Consider the following 18,140-nt stretch of genomic DNA (forward strand, 5'->3'; position numbering starts at 1 on the left):
TAGTGTGGTTCTTTCAAGCAAGTAGTAAATATTGAATGTTTTGCGGGTAACGAGCGCGAATGTTAAGGAACATGTAATAATATGTTAAAATTTGTGATGCCTATTGCGTATATTAAAATTTACTCAACTGGTTTACTCATAAATAAATGGGAAAAATTGAAACAGTGTGATACGTATTTTAATGGTGATGCGACATAATCAGCCAATATTTAGCCATTTAATATATATATAAAATAAATAGAGCAAGATTAATACATCAAGTGTGGATAAATTTTTTCAGAAATTGTTACATTACACTTTTTACTGCTAGCAACTTCTTTAATAAACAGCGTTTTTTTGTGGTTTTAAAATTTTTTAATAAAAAAACGTGATCTGCTTCAGATTTTGAGTATACTATGCGTCTCATAAAACCCTAGTTTTTTTGAGGATGTTAGTTTGAGTACCAATAAACTTGTGGATTCATATTCTCCCGCACAAATGACCCAAATTGCTGAAGATCTTGGCAATTACAAAGTAAACAAACACCCGTGTAGTACGATTTTATCCGCAATGCTTGCTGGTGTTTATATTTCTATCGCTTTTGTATTTTATATTACCGTAACAACAGGAACAGCAACCGTTGCTTTTGGTTTGGCAAAATTAGTCGGCGGTATTTGTTTTTCTTTAGGACTTATGCTTGTTGTTTGTTGTGGTTCTGACTTATTTACTTCAACAGTATTGACCATTTTACCTAAAATGACCCATAAAATTAGTTGGACTAAAATGATTCGTAATTGGATTTTGGTCTATGTTGGTAACTTTATTGGTGCTATACTGTTTGTCACAGTTATTTGGTTTTCTGGCCAGTATATGGTAGCCAATGGTTTGTGGGGACTAAATATTTTACAAACCGCCGATCATAAATTACATCACACCTTTATTGAGGCAGTATGTCTTGGCTTTCTAGCTAATCTAATGGTCTGTTTGGCCGCCTGGTTGAGTTACGCTGGTCGTAGTTTACTTGATAAAATGCTAATTATGGTTTTACCTGTTGCGATGTTTGTTGCCAGCGGTTTTGAGCATAGTATTGCAAATATGTTTATGATTCCTATGGGTATTGTGATTAAGAACTTTGCGTCCCCTGAGTTTTGGCAAGCAGCTGGTGTGTCGGCAGATGCATTTAAAGAGTTAACTATATCGCATTTTGTATTTAAAAATTTAATTCCAGTTACAATTGGGAATATTTTAGGTGGTTTAGCTGTAGCACTACCTTATTGGGCTTTATATTTACGTAAGCCACATTGATTTTATAATATTTACCCTAATATGTAATAGGGTAAATAGTTATTTTTGTAAACCTGAGGTGAAAATTATGAGTAATTTAAACGAAGTACAAGCAGCAGCTTGGAAAGGATTTAAAGATGGTGATTGGCAAAATAATGTTAATGTCCGCGATTTTATTCAAAAAAACTACACGCCATATGAAGGCGATGAGTCTTTCTTAGCTGGCGCAACTGAAGCTACAACTAAGTTATGGGATAAAGTAATGGAAGGCATTAAAATTGAAAATGCTACCCATGCCCCTGTGGATTTTGATACAAGTGTTATTTCGACAATTACTGCTCATGATGCAGGTTATATTGAAAAAGATTTAGAAAAAATTGTTGGCTTACAAACTGAAAAACCATTAAAACGTGCAATTATTCCGTTTGGTGGTATCAAAATGATCGAGAATTCTTGTAAAGCTTATAACAGAACGCTTGATCCTTTAGTCAAAAAAATCTTTACTGAATATCGTAAAACTCATAACCAAGGTGTTTTCGATATTTATACTCCAGATATTCTTCGTTGTCGTAAATCAGGTGTTATTACTGGTCTTCCTGATGCTTATGGTCGTGGTCGCATTATTGGTGACTACCGTCGTGTTGCGCTCTACGGTATCGACTACTTAATGCAAGATAAATTTGCACAATTTAATTCACTACAAGCTGATTTCGAAAACGGTGTTGATCTTCCAATGATTATGCAACGTCGTGAAGAAATTGCTGAACAGCATCGTGCACTTGGCCAAATTAAAGAAATGGCAGCTAAATACGGCTTCGATATTTCTGCCCCAGCAAAAACTGCACAAGAAGCAGTTCAATGGACATACTTTGGTTATTTAGCTGCGGTTAAATCACAAAATGGTGCTGCAATGTCATTAGGTCGGACTTCGACTTTCTTTGATATTTACTTCCAACGCGATCTTGAAGCTGGTTTAATTACAGAAAAAGACGCTCAAGAAATTGTTGACCATTTTGTTATGAAGTTACGTATGGTTCGTTTCTTACGTACGCCAGAATATGATGAATTATTCTCTGGTGACCCAATTTGGGCAACTGAATCTATCGCTGGTATGGGTGTTGACGGTCGTACATTAGTTACTAAGACTTCTTTCCGTTTCTTAAATACTTTATATACAATGGGTCCATCTCCAGAACCTAACATGACAATCCTTTGGTCTGAAAAATTACCAAGTGGATTTAAAGAGTTCGCATCAAAAGTATCTATCGATACATCATCATTACAATATGAAAATGATGATTTAATGCGTCCTGACTTTAATAATGATGACTATGCTATTGCATGTTGTGTAAGCCCAATGATTGTTGGTAAACAAATGCAATTCTTTGGTGCGCGTGCAAACCTTGCTAAAACTCTACTATACGCAATCAACGGCGGTGTGGATGAAAAATTAAAAATGCAAGTTGGTCCTAAAGAGACTCCAATCACTGATGAATATTTAGATTTTGATACAGTGTTTGCTCGTTTAGACCACTTTATGGATTGGTTAGCAAAACAATACGTAACAGCATTAAATGCAATTCACTATATGCACGATAAATACAGCTATGAAGCATCATTAATGGCGCTTCATGATCGTGATGTTATTCGTACTATGGCTTGTGGTATTGCTGGTCTTTCAGTTGCAGCTGACTCTCTTTCTGCGATTAAGTATGCAAAAGTAAAAGCAATTCGTGATGAAGATGGTTTAGCTACTGACTTTGAAATTGAAGGTGAATATCCACAATTTGGTAATAACGATCCACGAGTTGATGATATCGCTGTTGATTTAGTTGAACGTTTTATGAAGAAAATTCAAAAACTTAAAACTTATCGTAATGCAACTCCTACACAATCTGTATTAACCATTACATCAAATGTTGTTTATGGGAAGAAAACAGGTAATACTCCAGACGGACGTCGTGCTGGTGCGCCATTTGGACCAGGTGCTAACCCAATGCATGGTCGTGACCAAAAAGGTGCGGTAGCTTCATTAACATCTGTTGCTAAACTTCCATTTGCTTATGCTAAAGATGGTATTTCTTATACTTTCTCTATCGTTCCAAATGCATTAGGTAAAGATGATGATGTGCGTAAACGCAACTTAGCTGGTTTAATGGATGGTTATTTCCATCACGAAGCTACAGTAGAAGGTGGTCAACATCTAAATGTTAATGTATTAAATCGTGATACATTATTAGATGCGATGGAACATCCTGAAAAATATCCACAATTAACTATTCGTGTTTCTGGATATGCGGTGCGTTTCAACTCATTAACTAAAGAACAACAAAATGACGTAATTAATCGTACATTTACGCAAAAAATTTAGTTTAGTTAATTGTTAGATTAATTGAAATAGCGTCCTTAAGGGCGCTATTTTTTTATCAGCACGAACACTATTTTGCCAACTTTAATTAAATATTAATACGATGATAATAATTTAATATTGTTGATATTTATCCAGTATAATTAATCGAAATATAATTCATGGCGATTAATACTATTGGTTTAAGTTTGACGATAGTGGAGTTAAAATTATTAAAAAGTCATATGAGCAATGATTCGAGATTATCTATGGAACAACAAAATATTATTATGACAACTAAGTCGCCTGTTAAAGGCCGTATCCACTCTTTTGAATCCTTTGGTACTGTTGATGGTCCAGGGATTCGTTTTATTGTTTTTTTTCAAGGTTGCCTAATGCGTTGCTTGTATTGCCATAATCGTGATACATGGGATTTAAAAGCTGGTCGAGAGGTCACCGTTGATGAGCTTATGAAAGAGATTGTTTCTTACAAAAGTTTTATTATGCCCAATGGTGGTGGTGTGACAGCTTCGGGCGGTGAGGCTACGTTACAAGCTGAGTTTGTTACTCAATGGTTTATAGCTTGTCATCAAGAAGGCATTAGTACTTGTTTGGATACTAATGGTTATGCAAGGCAACTCGACCATGTTGTTGATGAACTTTTAGAGGTAACAGATTTGGTCATGCTTGATTTAAAGCAAGTTAATGATGAAATTCATCAAAAATTAGTTGGAGTGTCAAATAAACGAGTTCTTGAATTTGCTAAATATTTGCAAAAAATTAATAAGCGAACTTGGATACGTTATGTTGTTGTTCCTGGGTGGACTGATGATGATAATTCCGCACATCTGCTTGGTAAATTTATTGAGGGGATGGATAATATTGAGCGTGTAGAATTACTTGCTTATCATAAACTAGGTGCTTATAAATGGGATACGATTGGTGATAAATATAAGTTGGAAGGCGTTGAGGCTCCACCAAGAGAAACCCTTGATAGGATCCAAGGTATTTTAGAAAGCTATGGTCATTATGTTACATTTAGTAAATAGTTGATAGATTGTTTGATAAGAGGCGCATTCAATTGTGCCTCTTTTGTATCTATTGTAATCTTTTTCGTTTTATTGCACGTATAACAAAAATCCCACCCTCAAAAGCTAGAATGCAAACAGATAACCAAATAAATCCATATGATACAATATGTTCTGATGAAAATTTCTCATGCAAAAACAGTATAGAAATAACTGTTAGTAGTACTGGCTCTACATATCCTAATAAACCAAATAATCCCATAGGCAGTAAGCGACTTGCAACAAAATAGATTGCAAAAGCAATAGCCGTGATGATCCCCAAGGTTGGTATGTAAATCGGGAAATCAGAAAGATCACTAATTATTTTGTCTAAACGATAATTTAAGGCACAATATATAAGGCACCCTAGGAAGATAAAGAAAAAGTCAGAAAACGTGCCCACAATGCCATCTATTCGCAATTTGCGCCTTGTCATAAAGTAGATTGGATACCCCAAAGCAATAACAGCGGTTTCCCATGAGAAAGCACCAGTGATGTAAATTTCAATAGCAACGCCTAATATTGCAAGTGCAACAGCTATTTTTTGCAAGAAGCTGAGCTTTTCTTTATAAAAAATTTTCCCAGAAATCACCATTGCTAGTGGCAATAAAAAATAACCTAGCGATGCTGATAACCCATGTCCGTTAAGTGGTGCCCAAATAAAAATCATCATCTGTATTGTGAGCAAAACAGAAGAAAATAATAACCCTAATAAAAAAAGTGGTTGTTGTTTTATTCGTCTAAAAAGTGCAGTTATAACTGACCACTGTTTTCCTGCAATGATTAATATAGCTATTGTAGGAAATGAAGTTAGTAATCGCCAACAAAAAATATCAACAACAGATAAGGAGTGTAACAAAACTGGGTAGTAATAAAGTAACCCAAAGAGACATGATGCCAGTATTGAAAGCGCTACACCTTTTATCATTTTTTTCACCTTTATTAATAAAAAAATAGCGCTAATAGATAGCGCTATTCTCTAAGATAATGTGAGTTATTTAATAAACTCAACACCATTCATATAAGGTACTAAAACGGATGGAACTTTAATTGAACCATCTGCTTGTTGATAGTTTTCCATAATAGCAACAAGTGTACGTCCAACAGCTAGACCAGAACCATTTAGTGTATGTACTAAATATGTTTTATTATCAGCTTTATTACGATAACGAGCTTGCATTCGGCGAGCTTGGAAATCCCACATATTTGAGCAAGAAGAAATTTCTCGGTATGTATTTTGAGCTGGTACCCATACTTCAAGATCATAGGTTTTACAAGAGCCAAAGCCCATATCTCCAGTACATAACACAATTTTTCGATATGGTAATTCAAGTAATTGTAATACTTTTTCTGCGTGAGCAGTTAACTCTTCTAATGCTTTCATAGATTCTTCAGGTTTAACAATTTGAACTAATTCTACTTTATCAAATTGATGCATACGAATTAAGCCGCGAGTATCTTTACCGTAAGATCCTGCTTCAGAGCGAAAGCAAGGGGTGTGTGCTGTCATTTTTAAAGGTAATACACTTTCATCAAGGATTTCATCGCGCACAAGATTAGTGACAGGCACTTCGGCAGTTGGAATTAACGCATAATTACTGCTTTCAGCTTCTTCATCAAGCGGTTTAGTATGAAATAAGTCACCTGCAAACTTTGGCAATTGCCCTGTTCCAAAAAGTGTTGCTTGATTGACTAAATACGGAACATAAATTTCGGTATAACCGTGCTGTTCTGTGTGTAAATCTAACATGAATTGAGTAATAGCACGATGTAAGCGTGCTATTTGTGATTTCATAACCACAAAACGAGCACCTGTGAGTTTTACCCCTGCTGCAAAGTCAAGATCACCAAAGCGTTCTCCTAATGCAACATGATCTTGAATTGGGAAATCAAATTTTCTTGGTGTGCCAAAGCGAGAAATTTCAACATTATCATTTTCATCTTTTCCGTCGGGAACAGAGGCATCAGGAATATTTGGGATAGTGGAAGCGATATCTCTAATTTTGCTTAGTAGGATATCAAGCTCTGCTTTAGCGCTATTGAGTTTTTCACCAAGTTTATTGACTTCCTCACGGACAGCGGTAATATCTTCGCCTCGTGCTTTGGCTTCACCAATTGCTTTTGAACGAGCATTACGTTCGGCTTGTAAGTTCTCGGTTTCAATTTGTAATACTTTGCGTCTTTCTTCTAAGTGACGAATCGTATCAACATCTAATTTAAATCCTCGACGTGCTAATTTATTAGCAACAACATCCAATTCATTTCGGAGTAAATTTGGGTCCAACATAAATAATGTCCATTATTATTAACTAGGAAATATGTTTCTACTTTATCGTTATTCTATTATAGAAAAGAGAACATATAAATTAAAAGTAGATTGATTTACCAATATAAAAATTTGTGAGCTTAGTATACTAGAATTATATCGGGATTCAACCGAAATGGCGCACCCGAAGGGATTCGAACCCCTGACCGCTCGGTTCGAAGCCGAGTGCTCTATCCAGCTGAGCTACGGATGCGTGTAAGTTCGTTAAAAAAGTGGTGCATCCGAAGGGATTCGAACCCCTGACCGCCCGGTTCGTAGCCGAGTACTCTATCCAGCTGAGCTACGGATGCGTTTTGAATTTATTTAAAATGGTGCATCCGAAGGGATTCGAACCCCTGACCGCCCGGTTCGTAGCCGGGTACTCTATCCAGCTGAGCTACGGATGCATACTTTAATTTATTAAATGGCGGTGAGAGAGGGATTCGAACCCTCGATGCAGCTTTTGACCGCATACTCCCTTAGCAGGGGAGCGCCTTCAGCCTCTCGGCCATCTCACCAAGACATTATGACTTTGCTTGAACAACAAAATCATAATGTGTGGCGCACATATTACGTTTTACAAAAAATAAGTCAAACATTTTTTTGTTTACGCGTGCTAGTTGTTTATTTACTACTCAATATTACTCTCTTGGCTCCAATAATTCATCATTTGTATCTTGTGATTGATGAATTTTGTTATATATCTCTTCCCTATGAATAGAAACTTCTTTAGGTGCATTAATACCTACTCTGACTTGATTTCCTTTCACGCCTAAGATAGTAATAACTACATCATCACCAATTATTAGTGTTTCACCTACTCTCCTAGTTAAAATTAACATTAGATCTCCTAATATCAGTTAAGTATATTCAAACAATTTTAATATATAGCTTCGTCAGCCCCCATCAATAAGACAGAAAGACGGAATATTACAGAAACACTTAATATTCAACTAACAAATATTTGAGCATATCTGGCTAACTTGCTTGTAATTTATTACTGATTTCTTTTTTCACAGAAGATAAAGCTTCTGGTAATGCTGAGAGATCCATTCCACCTGCCTGAGCAAAATCAGGTCGCCCACCACCTTTACCACCTATTTTTAAAGCTAATTGGGAAACTAATTCTCCAGCTTTAACTATATTGACTAAATCGTTGGTTACACTAGCAGCTAAATTGATTTTATCACCATTGACGGCGGCCAAAATTATCACGCTTGTCTTTAATTGATTTTTAAGATCATCAATCATCGTTCGTAATAATTTTGCTTCAACGTTATCAAGTTTAGCAATTAGTAAATTTTTACCATTGATTTTTTCGCATTGATTAAGTAGTTGTGCACTTTCTTGGCTAGCTTTCTGTGCTTTTAATTGTTCAATTGTTCTTTCAAGCTGTTTATTTTGATCGATCAATTGCTCAATGCGCACTAAAACTGCCGACTTATCACTTTTAGTTAGTTGTCCAATCTGAGTTAATAAATTGGATTCATTATGTATCACATCTATTGCATTTTGCCCTGAAGTTGCCTCAATACGGCGTACACCAGAAGCTATGCTTGATTCTGATATTATTTTAAATAAACCAATATCACCAGTTCTATCTACGTGAGTACCACCACAAAGTTCAATTGAAAAATCGCCCATTGTCAAAACTCTAACGATATCTTCATATTTTTCACCAAATAAAGCCATTGCGCCTTTATTTTTAGCCTTATCAATTGGCATTAGCTCAATATCTACTGGTAAATTATGACGAATCTGTTGATTTACTAAGTTCTCTATTTCAATAATTTGTTCTGGCGTAATGGCTTGATTATGTGAAAAGTCAAAACGCAGATAGCTATCATTAACTAAAGACCCTTTTTGATGAACATGGTTACCTAAAATACGTTGTAAAGCAGCTTGTAATAGATGCGTAGCTGAATGATTACGGCGAATACGTTCACGTAATTCAACATCAATAGCAGCAGTGACATTATCACCAACTTTTAAAGAACCTTTTATGATTTGTCCTATATGACCAATACTGTTACCATATTTTTGGCTATCAAAAACACTAAATTCAAGGTTAGCTGCAGTTAGTAAGCCTTTATCACCAATTTGGCCACCAGACTCTCCATAAAATGGTGTTTTGTCTAAAACGACAATAGCTTCATCGCCAGCGTGAATATTCTCGACTTTTTGACCGTTTTTAAATATAGCAATAACTTTTCCTGATGATTCTGTTGCTTGGTAACCTAAAAATTCAGTTTTATCATCAAGTTTGATAACATTACTATAATCAACATTAAATGAGCTTGATTCGCGAGCTCGTTTTCGTTGCTCTTCCATGCATTGGTTAAAGCCATCTTCATCGATAGTAATGTTTTTTTCACGACACACATCTGCCGTTAGATCTAATGGGAAACCATAAGTATCATATAGTTTAAAAGCAATATCTCCAGGTAAAACTTTACCTGTTATTTTGGCTAATTCCTGATCTAATAATGATAATCCTCTTTCAAGTGTCTTCAAAAACTGCTCTTCTTCAATTTTGAGTGCGTCTTCGACTAGTTTTCGATTATTTTCTAATTCAATCGCTGCACTTCCCATCACATCAATTAGTGGTTTAACTAGTTTATAGAAGAAAATATCTTTTGCTCCTAGCATGTGCCCATGGCGCACTGCGCGGCGAATAATGCGGCGTAATACATAGCCTCGCCCTTCGTTCGAAGGCAAAACACCATCCGAAATTAGGAATGCACAAGAGCGAATATGGTCGGCAATAACGCGTAGCGATTTATTTTCTAAATCTTTAGTCTGAATAACGTTAGCTGCATCATTAATTAATTTCTTAAACAGATCTATTTCATAATTAGTGTTAACGTGTTGCAAAACTGCAGCAATACGTTCCAGTCCCATACCTGTATCAACAGACGGTTTAGGTAGTGGTTCCATTGTGCCATCAGGATGGCGATTAAATTGCATAAAGACAATGTTCCAAATTTCTATAAATCTGTCACCATCTTCTTCTGCGCTACCAGGAGGTCCTCCCCAAATATGATCACCATGATCATAGAAAATTTCGGTACAAGGACCACAAGGGCCAGTATCCCCCATCTGCCAGAAGTTATCTGAGGCATACGGAGCACCTTTATTATCACCGATACGTACTATGCGTTCTTTAGGGATACCGATTTCTTTTTCCCATATTGCATATGCTTCGTCATCTGTCTCATAAACGGTAACGGTTAACTTCTCTTTAGGTAAGTTAAACCATTCTTTACTGGTCAATAATTCCCATGCAAAATGTATTGCATCATGTTTAAAGTAGTCACCGAAACTAAAGTTTCCTAACATTTCAAAGAATGTATGATGCCGAGCAGTGTAACCAACATTATCTAAATCATTATGTTTACCACCAGCACGAACGCAACGTTGCGATGTTGTTGCTCTAGTGTAAGAACGCTTATCAACACCAAGGAATACATCTTTAAATTGATTCATTCCAGCATTGGTAAATAATAGTGTTGGATCATTGTGTGGAACAAGGGAACTACTTGCGACAACTTCATGTCCTTTGTCACGGAAAAAGTCAAGAAAACTTTGACGAATTTCTGCAGTACTTTTCATTTATGCTTCCATATAAAACGATAGATTTTTAAACATAGTAATATACCCGTTACAACTAAAGTTGAAAAGTAAATATTCCTAAATTGGAGTGGTGCTAACTAATATTACAAGTAAATAGGGATAAAATAAAAAAGAATTAATGAGCTTTATTTGTAATAGGCTTTAAATTATATATTTTGTATTCTAGATATTATAATTATTTAAGTCAACAAATCGTAAGCAGCTTTAATATCATCTTGTGTATAACCTCTAGCAATTAAAAAATGAATAACTTTTTGTTTTTTATTGTTATTTTCAGGTTTGATTTGTTTTGACTTTTTTAATAATTGTTTATATGCAAGGTTTTCCCAGTTGATATTAGATGTTTGCAATAGTTGACGACTTAAGTCAATAGATAAGCCCCGTTGTTTAAGTTCCATTGCAATTTTATATTTTCCGTAACCTTTATTGGCACGAATAACAATATATTTTTCAATATAGTGGGTGTCATTTATCCAATTTTGATTAATACAATATTCAATCACATCTTGTATTTCAGTTTTTAGTTTAGTCAATTGGTCATGATATTCTTCTTCTGTACTTTGTTGCTTTTTTGCAAAAAAGCATATCATTTTTTTGCTTAGTTCATATGAAGAGTGATCGCGCTGTGCAAGTAATTGCACAGCTTTATTTAAGATTGATTTATTGAGTTTTTTTTCATTATTCAAGGCTGTCATTCTCTAATGAAATATCGTCTTCAGGTGCTGTAAAATCTGCTGGGCTATTTAGTAATAAATCACGTAGTTTTGTTTCGAGTCCTTTTGCGATTTCAGGATGTTCTTGTAAAAACTTAATTGAATTAGCTTTACCTTGCCCAACTTTTTCGCCATTGTAGCTATACCATGCACCAGCTTTATCGACTAATTTATGTTTAACCCCTAAGTCAATCAATTCGCCTTCTTTGGAAATACCACAACCATAAAGAATCTGGAATTCTGCTTGTCTAAAAGGTGCTGCAACTTTATTTTTAACTACTTTAACTCGAGTATCATTACCAATAACATCTTCGCCTTCTTTAACAGATCCTGTACGACGAATATCAAGGCGAACAGAAGCATAGAATTTTAGTGCATTACCGCCAGTTGTTGTTTCTGGACTACCAAACATAACACCAATTTTCATACGAATTTGGTTAATAAATACAACTAAACAATTTGCATTTTTTATATTCGCAGTTAGTTTACGTAAGGCTTGTGACATTAAGCGAGCTTGTAATCCCATATGAGAATCGCCCATTTCACCTTCAATTTCAGCTTTTGGTGTTAATGCAGCTACTGAGTCGACAATGATAACATCAACAGCACCAGAACGAACCAATGCATCACAAATTTCAAGAGCTTGTTCTCCAGTATCAGGTTGAGAAACTAATAAGTCGTCAACCTGAACGCCTAGTTTAGCAGCATAAATTGGATCAAGTGCATGTTCAGCGTCAATAAATGCACAAGTTTTACCTTCTTTTTGAGCTTGTGCTATGACAGATAAGGTAAGTGTTGTTTTACCAGATGATTCTGGTCCAAAAATTTCAACAATACGACCCATTGGTAAACCGCCGATACCTAGTGCAATATCAAGTCCTAAAGAACCTGTAGATACAGCATCCACATCTAACGTTTGGGTATCTCCTAAACGCATAATTGAACCTTTACCAAATTGTTTTTCTATTTGACTTAATGCAGCGGAAAGTGCGCGTTGTTTATTTTCGTTCATATTGTAAAATTCCAAGAAGTTAAGATTGATAATCATTATACTGTATTGTTATACAGTATCAAGTTTTTTTATACACAACAATTATTTAGTTAATTATGGAAATTACTTCACAAATTTTTATGGATAATTTATTTGATGTAATAACTGAAACTAACAAATGGTGATAAAATATCAATATTCAAGATTAAATTTATTGGTTTATTCTGTTAATTTTATAACTATAAATTTTTATCAAATTTAAGCTAATAATGAAAGAATAATGTATTTGATAAAGATTGTTTTCTTTTATATTTAATAATAATTAAAATTCGCCAATTTAATTTAGTAATACTTTCATAAAAAAAAATCATTTGATATGATTGGTTTTGAATCAGACACAACCAACTTTTATTCATTAAAATATTTGTTCTTCAAAAGATTATTTAATAATAATGTATTAGTTTTACATTTAAATGTAATGCTAATCTAAAATATTTATACAGATTCAAAAATATTTCGAAATAAAGGAAAATAATGGCCATTGATAAACAACATTATGTTTTATGCTCACACTGTGATTTGGTCATAGAATTAGCTGATATAACAGTAGGGCATAAAGCTGTTTGCCCGCGCTGTAATACTACATTAGCTAAAAATGGTAGCAATATGAAGTTTAGAGCTGCTATGTATGCTACTTGTTCATTAATTATGATTATTGTCGCCTGCGGCTTTGTCTTTATTGATATCCGAATTGTAGGAAATTACATTGGTGTTAGTGCATTAGATATTCCTAAAACCCTTTATTTAGATAAATATAGCTATGTTTCAGCGCTTTTTATTTTATTTGTTTTGCTTTTTCCTATATTTAATTTGTTAATTACCGTCCTGCTTTGCTCCAGAATTCAATTAACAAAATATCGCAAACGCGATCTACTTATTGTTTATGAAAAATTTCAACATTGGTGTATGCCGGAAATCTTTCTTACTGGTGTTTTGGTCAGTTTTGTTAAATTAATGAGTTATGGCAGTATTGGGGTCACTGGTACGTTTTGGGCATTTTGTCTATTTGTCTTTTTTTATATAAAATCTTTAGTTATTTTCTCTCCTGAAGTAATTTGGAACGAAATTCATCGTAATAACTTTGCTGTTAATTCATTGAAAGTTGGAAAAACAGGAATTAGCCAAAATCTAAAATTATGTAATTGTTGTCAGGCTATATTACCCATAAATTATAAAAAATGCCCTAGATGTAAACAAAAAAGTAAAATTAGAGATCGTGATAAAATACAATGGACTATAGCTTTATTAATTACTTCATTAATTCTTTACATTCCTGCTAATTTGTTTGGAATTATGATAACTGTTGTTTTGGGGGTGGCATCAACTTCAAATATCATGGATGGAGTTATTTATATGTGGCAAGCAGGTGATGTACCTGTAGCTCTTGTTATTTTTCTCGCTAGTGTCGTTATACCAATTTTAAAAATTATTTCACTAAGTTGGCTTTGTTATTTTGCATTAGCAGTAAAACGGAAAAATAAGAATAATTGCTTAAAAATGAAAAAATTATATACTGCAGTTGAGTTTATTGGTAAATGGTCAATGATAGATATATTTGTTGTTTCTGTTATTTGTTCTTTAGTGAGAAATCAGCAAATGATGGGGGTTTATCCAGATATTGGTGTTACATTTTTTGCAACTGTCGTTATTATCACAATGATTGCATCACAAAAATTTGATCCTCGTTTAATTTGGGATCGTCCGCAAAATAAAAAATAGTTTAATGGGAACAATATGGCTACATCAAGTAAATTGGCAAAAATAATTAAAATTAGAGCTATTTCAGCAATATGGATTATTCCTATTGTTACTGCAATTGTTGGTCTTTGGATAATCTACTCTCATTATGCTTATAGAGGTACTTCGTTCACATTACTAGCAAAAGATGCAAGTGGCATTGTTGCAGGTAAAACGGTAATTAAAAATCGCAGTGTTGATATTGGTATAGTCGATGAAGTGACGTTATCTGATGACTACCAGCAAGTGGTTATAAAAGGCCGTATTTATAATGATATGGAGCCGTTACTGAAAAATGATTCGATTTTTTGGGTTGTTAAGCCAGAAATTGGTCGTGATGGAGTAACGGGATTAGGTACTATTTTATCCGGTATCTATATAGAATTGGCCGCTGGAAACGATACTCACGGTTTTCAAAACAAGCCTTTTGCGCTTTTTGATACGCCTCCGTTGTCCGATCCTAGTATCAAAGGAATTCGCCTGAATTTAGAAAGTGAGCAAAATGGTGTAATTCCTCGAGGGGCAGCTATTATGTTTCATGGCTATCGCGTAGGCAATGTGGAGACTTCGGAATTTGATGTTGAATCGCGTAAGATGAAATATCAAATTTTTATTACTAAACCTTATGATGTGTTAGTAACACAAAACGTACGATTTTGGAAAGAAGGGGGTATCAATTTAACTCTTTCATCTCGAGGGGCAAGTCTAGATGTTCCTTCTCTGGATGTATTAATGTCTGGAGGAATTAGTTTTGATTTACCTGAAGGCTCCAAATTAGGTGCACCTGCTGAGCAAAATGCAGTTTATACATTATATGAAGATAAAAAATCTATCCAAGATTCACAGTATACTGAATATAAAGAATTTCTTATTATGCTTTCAGATTCTATCTCAGGGTTAACAGAGGGAGTACCAGTTGAATATCATGGTATTAGATTAGGAACAGTATTTAAAGTACCATTTTATACCGCTGAAATGTTAGAAAAATCATCAATTTTAAATAAAAGGGTGCCGATATTAATTAGGATAGAGCCTGATCGTTTATCTGAATTAGTTGATGAGAAAATCGATATTGCCGCTTTGATAATGAAAGAACAAAAAAATGGGTTAAGAGCGTCATTAAAAACTTCAAATATGTTCACTGGTGCGTTATATATAGATCTTGATTTTTATCCTGAGTTAAAAAATAAGTATGATCCTCAACTAGCGAAGCAGTTTGGTTACGATACAATTGAGGCGACTTCGACAGGGATTGCACAAATTCAGGCAAAAATTATGCAGTTACTTGACAATTTTAATAATTTGCCACTTAACAACACACTATCACAATTTAATCAATCATTAGCTTCGAGTGAAGGATTAATGAAATCATTAAATCGTATTATGGCAAGTAAAGAGATGCAAAATATACCAAAAGATCTGCAAAAGACATTACGATCATTAAATGAAACAATGAAAGAATTACAACCTGGTTCTGAACTCAATACCCAAATGAAAGAGAGTTTACAAAAAGTGCAACAGATGATGGATGAATTAACGCCATTACTTAATACTCTTAATGATAAGAGCAATGCACTGATTTTTTCTGCTCCAGCGAAGAAAGATCAAGAGCCTAAAGCAAAAGGTAAAAAATGATGAACAAAATATATAAAAAGCTACTTACAGTCATATTTATGCCATTACTTGCTATATTAGTCGGTTGTTCAGCTAACAACCCAAGTAAAAGCTATTTTCAACTAACTAGTAATTTACAGAGTCCAGTATCGCAAAAAATAAAAACTACCAAATATTTTATTTGGATTGAGTCGGTAGATGTGGTGAGTTTTTTAAATAAACCAGGTATTGTATTACAAACTGATAATATCAAATATGAAACAGCAATGCATCATTTATGGGCTTCAACACTATCTCAGCAATTGCAAGAACGATTGACGCAAGATTTAACGGTCATGTTACCAAATTATTTAGTCTCTAGCAGATCAATTACAACGCCAACATTGACGGTTAAGTTATTTATTGATGGGTTTCATGGAAGCTATACTGGTGATGCGGTGATTAAAGGACGATGGGTTGTTACTGATAGTAAAAATAATATTGAAAGCAAACCATTTGAACGCCATGTTCCTTTAGCAAGTAATGGATATGATGCTTTAGTTAACGCGCTATCTAAAGGTTGGCAGGATGAAGAACTAGACTTTGCAAACTCAATAAAACTTTAATGTCATAATAATATTCCGCCATAATGTTGGCGGAATATTTGAATTTAAACAGTAATTGATCTTAATGATCGTTTGAACTGACTAAAAACCTTGTCATCAATTTCTACCCATTTACGAACACTATTGATAAATGCGATTTTATCGGCTTTTAAAAGGTCATCTTTTAAAATCGTTTTTTCTAACAATTGATTGTGATCTAAATAAAATTGCCTCATGGTGCCAGCTAGTAACCCCGATTCTTTTTTAGGGGTAATCCATTGATCATTAATCAGCAATGCGAGGTTACCGTTAACAAATTCAGTTATTTCATTGTGTTGGTTAAAATTAATATATTCCTTTCCTGTAATTAAATTAGGAAAATGCTCCCGATTAGACGTTTTATGATACAAATATACATTTTGGTTATGAACACACTGCTTTGCAAATGCGATTTCATTGATCTCCATTGGCGAGTTAATTATATTCTCGCTAATGGTATATAGCCCATTTTTTTGCAGTAAAATTCTGACTTTATAGATATTCCCAATATTTTTATTAGTTGCATTTGCTAACTTAATAAGTTGCAACTTAATTGCATTGATATCATAGTTAAAATCAAAATAATCAGCTGATTGAGAAAGTCTCCTTAAATGTTCTTCCAATAAGAAAAATTGTCCTTTTTCAAGCAATAATGATTCAATGACATATTTGGGAGAAGAGGTGGTGCGAGTTAAAATTGCTGTTTTAGCTAAAATCTCATTATATTCCTCTTGTGAGGTTGAATCCCAAGTGATCCCTCCGCCAACACCATAATGCATTTGTTGATTGTGTATGGTTAAAGTCCGAATTGGGATATTGAATATAGCTTTGTTCATATATGGTTCAATATAACCAATTGTCCCGCAGTAAACTCCACGTGGTGAGTTTTCAATATCTGCAATAATTTGCATTGTACTGGTTTTAGGCGCTCCAGTTATTGATCCACAAGGGAATAGTGCTTGAAAAATATGATATAAATTAACATGTTCTTTCAATTCACCTTGAATCATAGAAGTCAATTGCCAAACGGTTGGATATTTTTCGGCTGAAAATAATTTAGGAACTGTAACTGATCCTGCCTTTGCAACCCGACTTAAATCATTACGTAATAAATCAACAATCATCATATTTTCAGCTTGGTTTTTTTCAGAGAATAATAATTCTAATTGTTGTTTATCTTGGTGATTATTTAAACCGCGCGCAGTTGTTCCTTTCATTGGTTTTGTTGTAATAATTTTATTTTCTAACTTAAAAAATAATTCTGGCGAAATTGATAAAATACAATAATCGTCAAACTCAATATAAGCGCAATAATCGGCTTGATTGTTCTTTTGTAGAAAGTGGTAATAATTAATAGCACTTTCATTAAATGAAGTAGTAAATTGAATTGTATAGTTGGTTTGATAAGTATTGCCTGATTCAATTTGAGATCGAATAAAGTTAATTTTTTGATTATATTCCTCAATTGATGTATCGCTTATCAAATCAAAAGTTGGTGGAGTGTAATCACTTATTTCTACATGTTTTTGCTCAATGATAGAAAATTTATCAAAAATACCAAATATCAATAGCGGCAAATCATAATTCTGTTTTGTTTTATTTTCACTATTGAACCCCATTGCGCTTTCATAAGCGAGATATCCAACCGCATAATAGCCTTGTTGTGTGAATTTTTCGATTGAATCAAATTGTTGTTTGATTGTTGAATAATCATCAGACTTTAAAATGGCGATAGGGTTGCAAAAATATTTATGTTGATCTTCAAAGTCGATATGAATTTTCATTCT

The 18,140-nt window shown here is 34.0% G+C and carries 13 protein-coding genes and 4 tRNA genes; 6 read left to right on the plus strand and 11 right to left on the minus strand.

All coding sequences use genetic code 11. The features are described 5' to 3' along the window. The first annotated feature begins 435 nt into the window (after positions 1–435). The 3 genes from focA to pflA all read left to right on the plus strand — a co-directional run bounded on the left by focA (position 436) and on the right by pflA (position 4,659). Entirely contained in the window at positions 436–1,284 is an 849-nt protein-coding gene (focA, locus tag A9G43_RS06940) for a formate transporter FocA (protein ID WP_034914633.1), read from the plus strand. A gap of 67 nt (positions 1,285–1,351) precedes the next feature. Beyond that, positions 1,352–3,634 carry a formate C-acetyltransferase gene (pflB, locus tag A9G43_RS06945; RefSeq protein WP_065574488.1) on the plus strand — a complete coding sequence of 761 codons (2,283 nt, stop codon included), beginning with the start codon at positions 1,352–1,354 and terminating at the stop codon, positions 3,632–3,634. Positions 3,635–3,879: 245 nt separating this feature from the next. Further along, positions 3,880–4,659, plus strand: a complete 780-nt coding sequence (pflA, locus tag A9G43_RS06950) for a pyruvate formate lyase 1-activating protein (protein WP_141674043.1) — start codon at positions 3,880–3,882, stop codon at positions 4,657–4,659. A gap of 49 nt (positions 4,660–4,708) precedes the next feature. Here pflA and rarD read toward each other — a convergent pair whose 3' ends face one another. The 10 genes from rarD to recA form a co-directional block, all read right to left on the minus strand. Further along, positions 4,709–5,605, minus strand: a complete 897-nt coding sequence (gene rarD, locus A9G43_RS06955) for an EamA family transporter RarD (RefSeq protein WP_065607773.1) — start codon at positions 5,603–5,605, stop codon at positions 4,709–4,711. Positions 5,606–5,671: 66 nt separating this feature from the next. Beyond that, positions 5,672–6,964: a serine--tRNA ligase gene (gene serS, locus A9G43_RS06960; protein ID WP_065607775.1), complete on the minus strand. Its 1,293-nt coding sequence runs from the start codon at positions 6,962–6,964 to the stop codon at positions 5,672–5,674. A 155-nt stretch (positions 6,965–7,119) separates the two neighbouring features. Beyond that, positions 7,120–7,196: transfer RNA gene (locus tag A9G43_RS06965), tRNA-Arg, on the minus strand. A 20-nt stretch (positions 7,197–7,216) separates the two neighbouring features. Then, a tRNA-Arg gene (locus A9G43_RS06970) sits at positions 7,217–7,293 on the minus strand. 19 nt (positions 7,294–7,312) lie between these two features. After that, positions 7,313–7,389: transfer RNA gene (locus tag A9G43_RS06975), tRNA-Arg, on the minus strand. An 18-nt stretch (positions 7,390–7,407) separates the two neighbouring features. Beyond that, positions 7,408–7,500: transfer RNA gene (locus A9G43_RS06980), tRNA-Ser, on the minus strand. Between the two features lie 123 nt (positions 7,501–7,623). Next, positions 7,624–7,824, minus strand: coding sequence for a carbon storage regulator CsrA (gene csrA / locus A9G43_RS06985; protein ID WP_065607777.1), 201 nt, complete (start codon positions 7,822–7,824; stop codon positions 7,624–7,626). A 136-nt stretch (positions 7,825–7,960) separates the two neighbouring features. Further along, a complete protein-coding gene (alaS, locus tag A9G43_RS06990; protein ID WP_065607779.1) occupies positions 7,961–10,594 on the minus strand; it encodes an alanine--tRNA ligase in 2,634 nt (877 codons plus the stop codon). 200 nt (positions 10,595–10,794) lie between these two features. Next, complete coding sequence (locus A9G43_RS06995) at positions 10,795–11,301, minus strand: regulatory protein RecX (RefSeq protein ID WP_065607781.1); 507 nt, start codon at positions 11,299–11,301, stop codon at positions 10,795–10,797. Continuing rightward, a complete protein-coding gene (recA, locus tag A9G43_RS07000; RefSeq protein WP_065607782.1) occupies positions 11,294–12,340 on the minus strand; it encodes a recombinase RecA in 1,047 nt (348 codons plus the stop codon). The genes A9G43_RS06995 and recA overlap by 8 nt, the downstream gene beginning before the upstream one ends. A 513-nt stretch (positions 12,341–12,853) precedes the next feature. Between recA and A9G43_RS07005 the strand changes: the two genes are divergently transcribed. From A9G43_RS07005 to A9G43_RS07015, 3 genes are read left to right on the plus strand one after another with little or no spacing between them, the layout of a single operon-like run. Then, positions 12,854–14,098 carry a PqiA/YebS family transporter subunit gene (locus A9G43_RS07005; protein ID WP_065607785.1) on the plus strand — a complete coding sequence of 415 codons (1,245 nt, stop codon included), beginning with the start codon at positions 12,854–12,856 and terminating at the stop codon, positions 14,096–14,098. A 15-nt stretch (positions 14,099–14,113) separates the two neighbouring features. Next, positions 14,114–15,751 (plus strand): intermembrane transport protein PqiB, encoded by a 1,638-nt coding sequence (gene pqiB / locus A9G43_RS07010; protein WP_065607787.1) that lies wholly within the window; start codon positions 14,114–14,116, stop codon positions 15,749–15,751. Next, positions 15,748–16,335: a PqiC family protein gene (locus A9G43_RS07015; RefSeq protein ID WP_081298064.1), complete on the plus strand. Its 588-nt coding sequence runs from the start codon at positions 15,748–15,750 to the stop codon at positions 16,333–16,335. The genes pqiB and A9G43_RS07015 overlap by 4 nt, the downstream gene beginning before the upstream one ends. Positions 16,336–16,379: 44 nt before the next feature. Here the strand turns inward: A9G43_RS07015 and pabB are convergent, their stop codons facing one another. After that, entirely contained in the window at positions 16,380–18,137 is a 1,758-nt protein-coding gene (gene pabB, locus A9G43_RS07020; RefSeq protein ID WP_065607842.1) for an aminodeoxychorismate synthase component I, read from the minus strand. Positions 18,138–18,140 lie beyond the last annotated feature (3 nt).

Source organism: Gilliamella sp. Occ3-1, assembly GCF_001690655.1.
Lineage (GTDB): Bacteria > Pseudomonadota > Gammaproteobacteria > Enterobacterales > Orbaceae > Gilliamella > Gilliamella apicola_P.

Bases quoted from the DNA above. Each gene is read 5' to 3' on its own strand.
- pflB (WP_065574488.1), top strand. From the start codon at position 1,352: ATGAGTAATTTAAACGAAGTACAAGCAGCAGCTTGGAAAGGATTTAAA.
- pflA (WP_141674043.1), top strand. From the start codon at position 3,880: ATGGAACAACAAAATATTATTATGACAACTAAGTCGCCTGTTAAAGGC.
- rarD (WP_065607773.1), bottom strand. From the start codon at position 5,605: ATGATAAAAGGTGTAGCGCTTTCAATACTGGCATCATGTCTCTTTGGG.
- serS (WP_065607775.1), bottom strand. From the start codon at position 6,964: ATGTTGGACCCAAATTTACTCCGAAATGAATTGGATGTTGTTGCTAAT.
- csrA (WP_065607777.1), bottom strand. From the start codon at position 7,824: ATGTTAATTTTAACTAGGAGAGTAGGTGAAACACTAATAATTGGTGAT.
- alaS (WP_065607779.1), bottom strand. From the start codon at position 10,594: ATGAAAAGTACTGCAGAAATTCGTCAAAGTTTTCTTGACTTTTTCCGT.
- recA (WP_065607782.1), bottom strand. From the start codon at position 12,340: ATGAACGAAAATAAACAACGCGCACTTTCCGCTGCATTAAGTCAAATA.
- A9G43_RS07005 (WP_065607785.1), top strand. From the start codon at position 12,854: ATGGCCATTGATAAACAACATTATGTTTTATGCTCACACTGTGATTTG.
- pqiB (WP_065607787.1), top strand. From the start codon at position 14,114: ATGGCTACATCAAGTAAATTGGCAAAAATAATTAAAATTAGAGCTATT.
- A9G43_RS07015 (WP_081298064.1), top strand. From the start codon at position 15,748: ATGATGAACAAAATATATAAAAAGCTACTTACAGTCATATTTATGCCA.
- pabB (WP_065607842.1), bottom strand. From the start codon at position 18,137: ATGAAAATTCATATCGACTTTGAAGATCAACATAAATATTTTTGCAAC.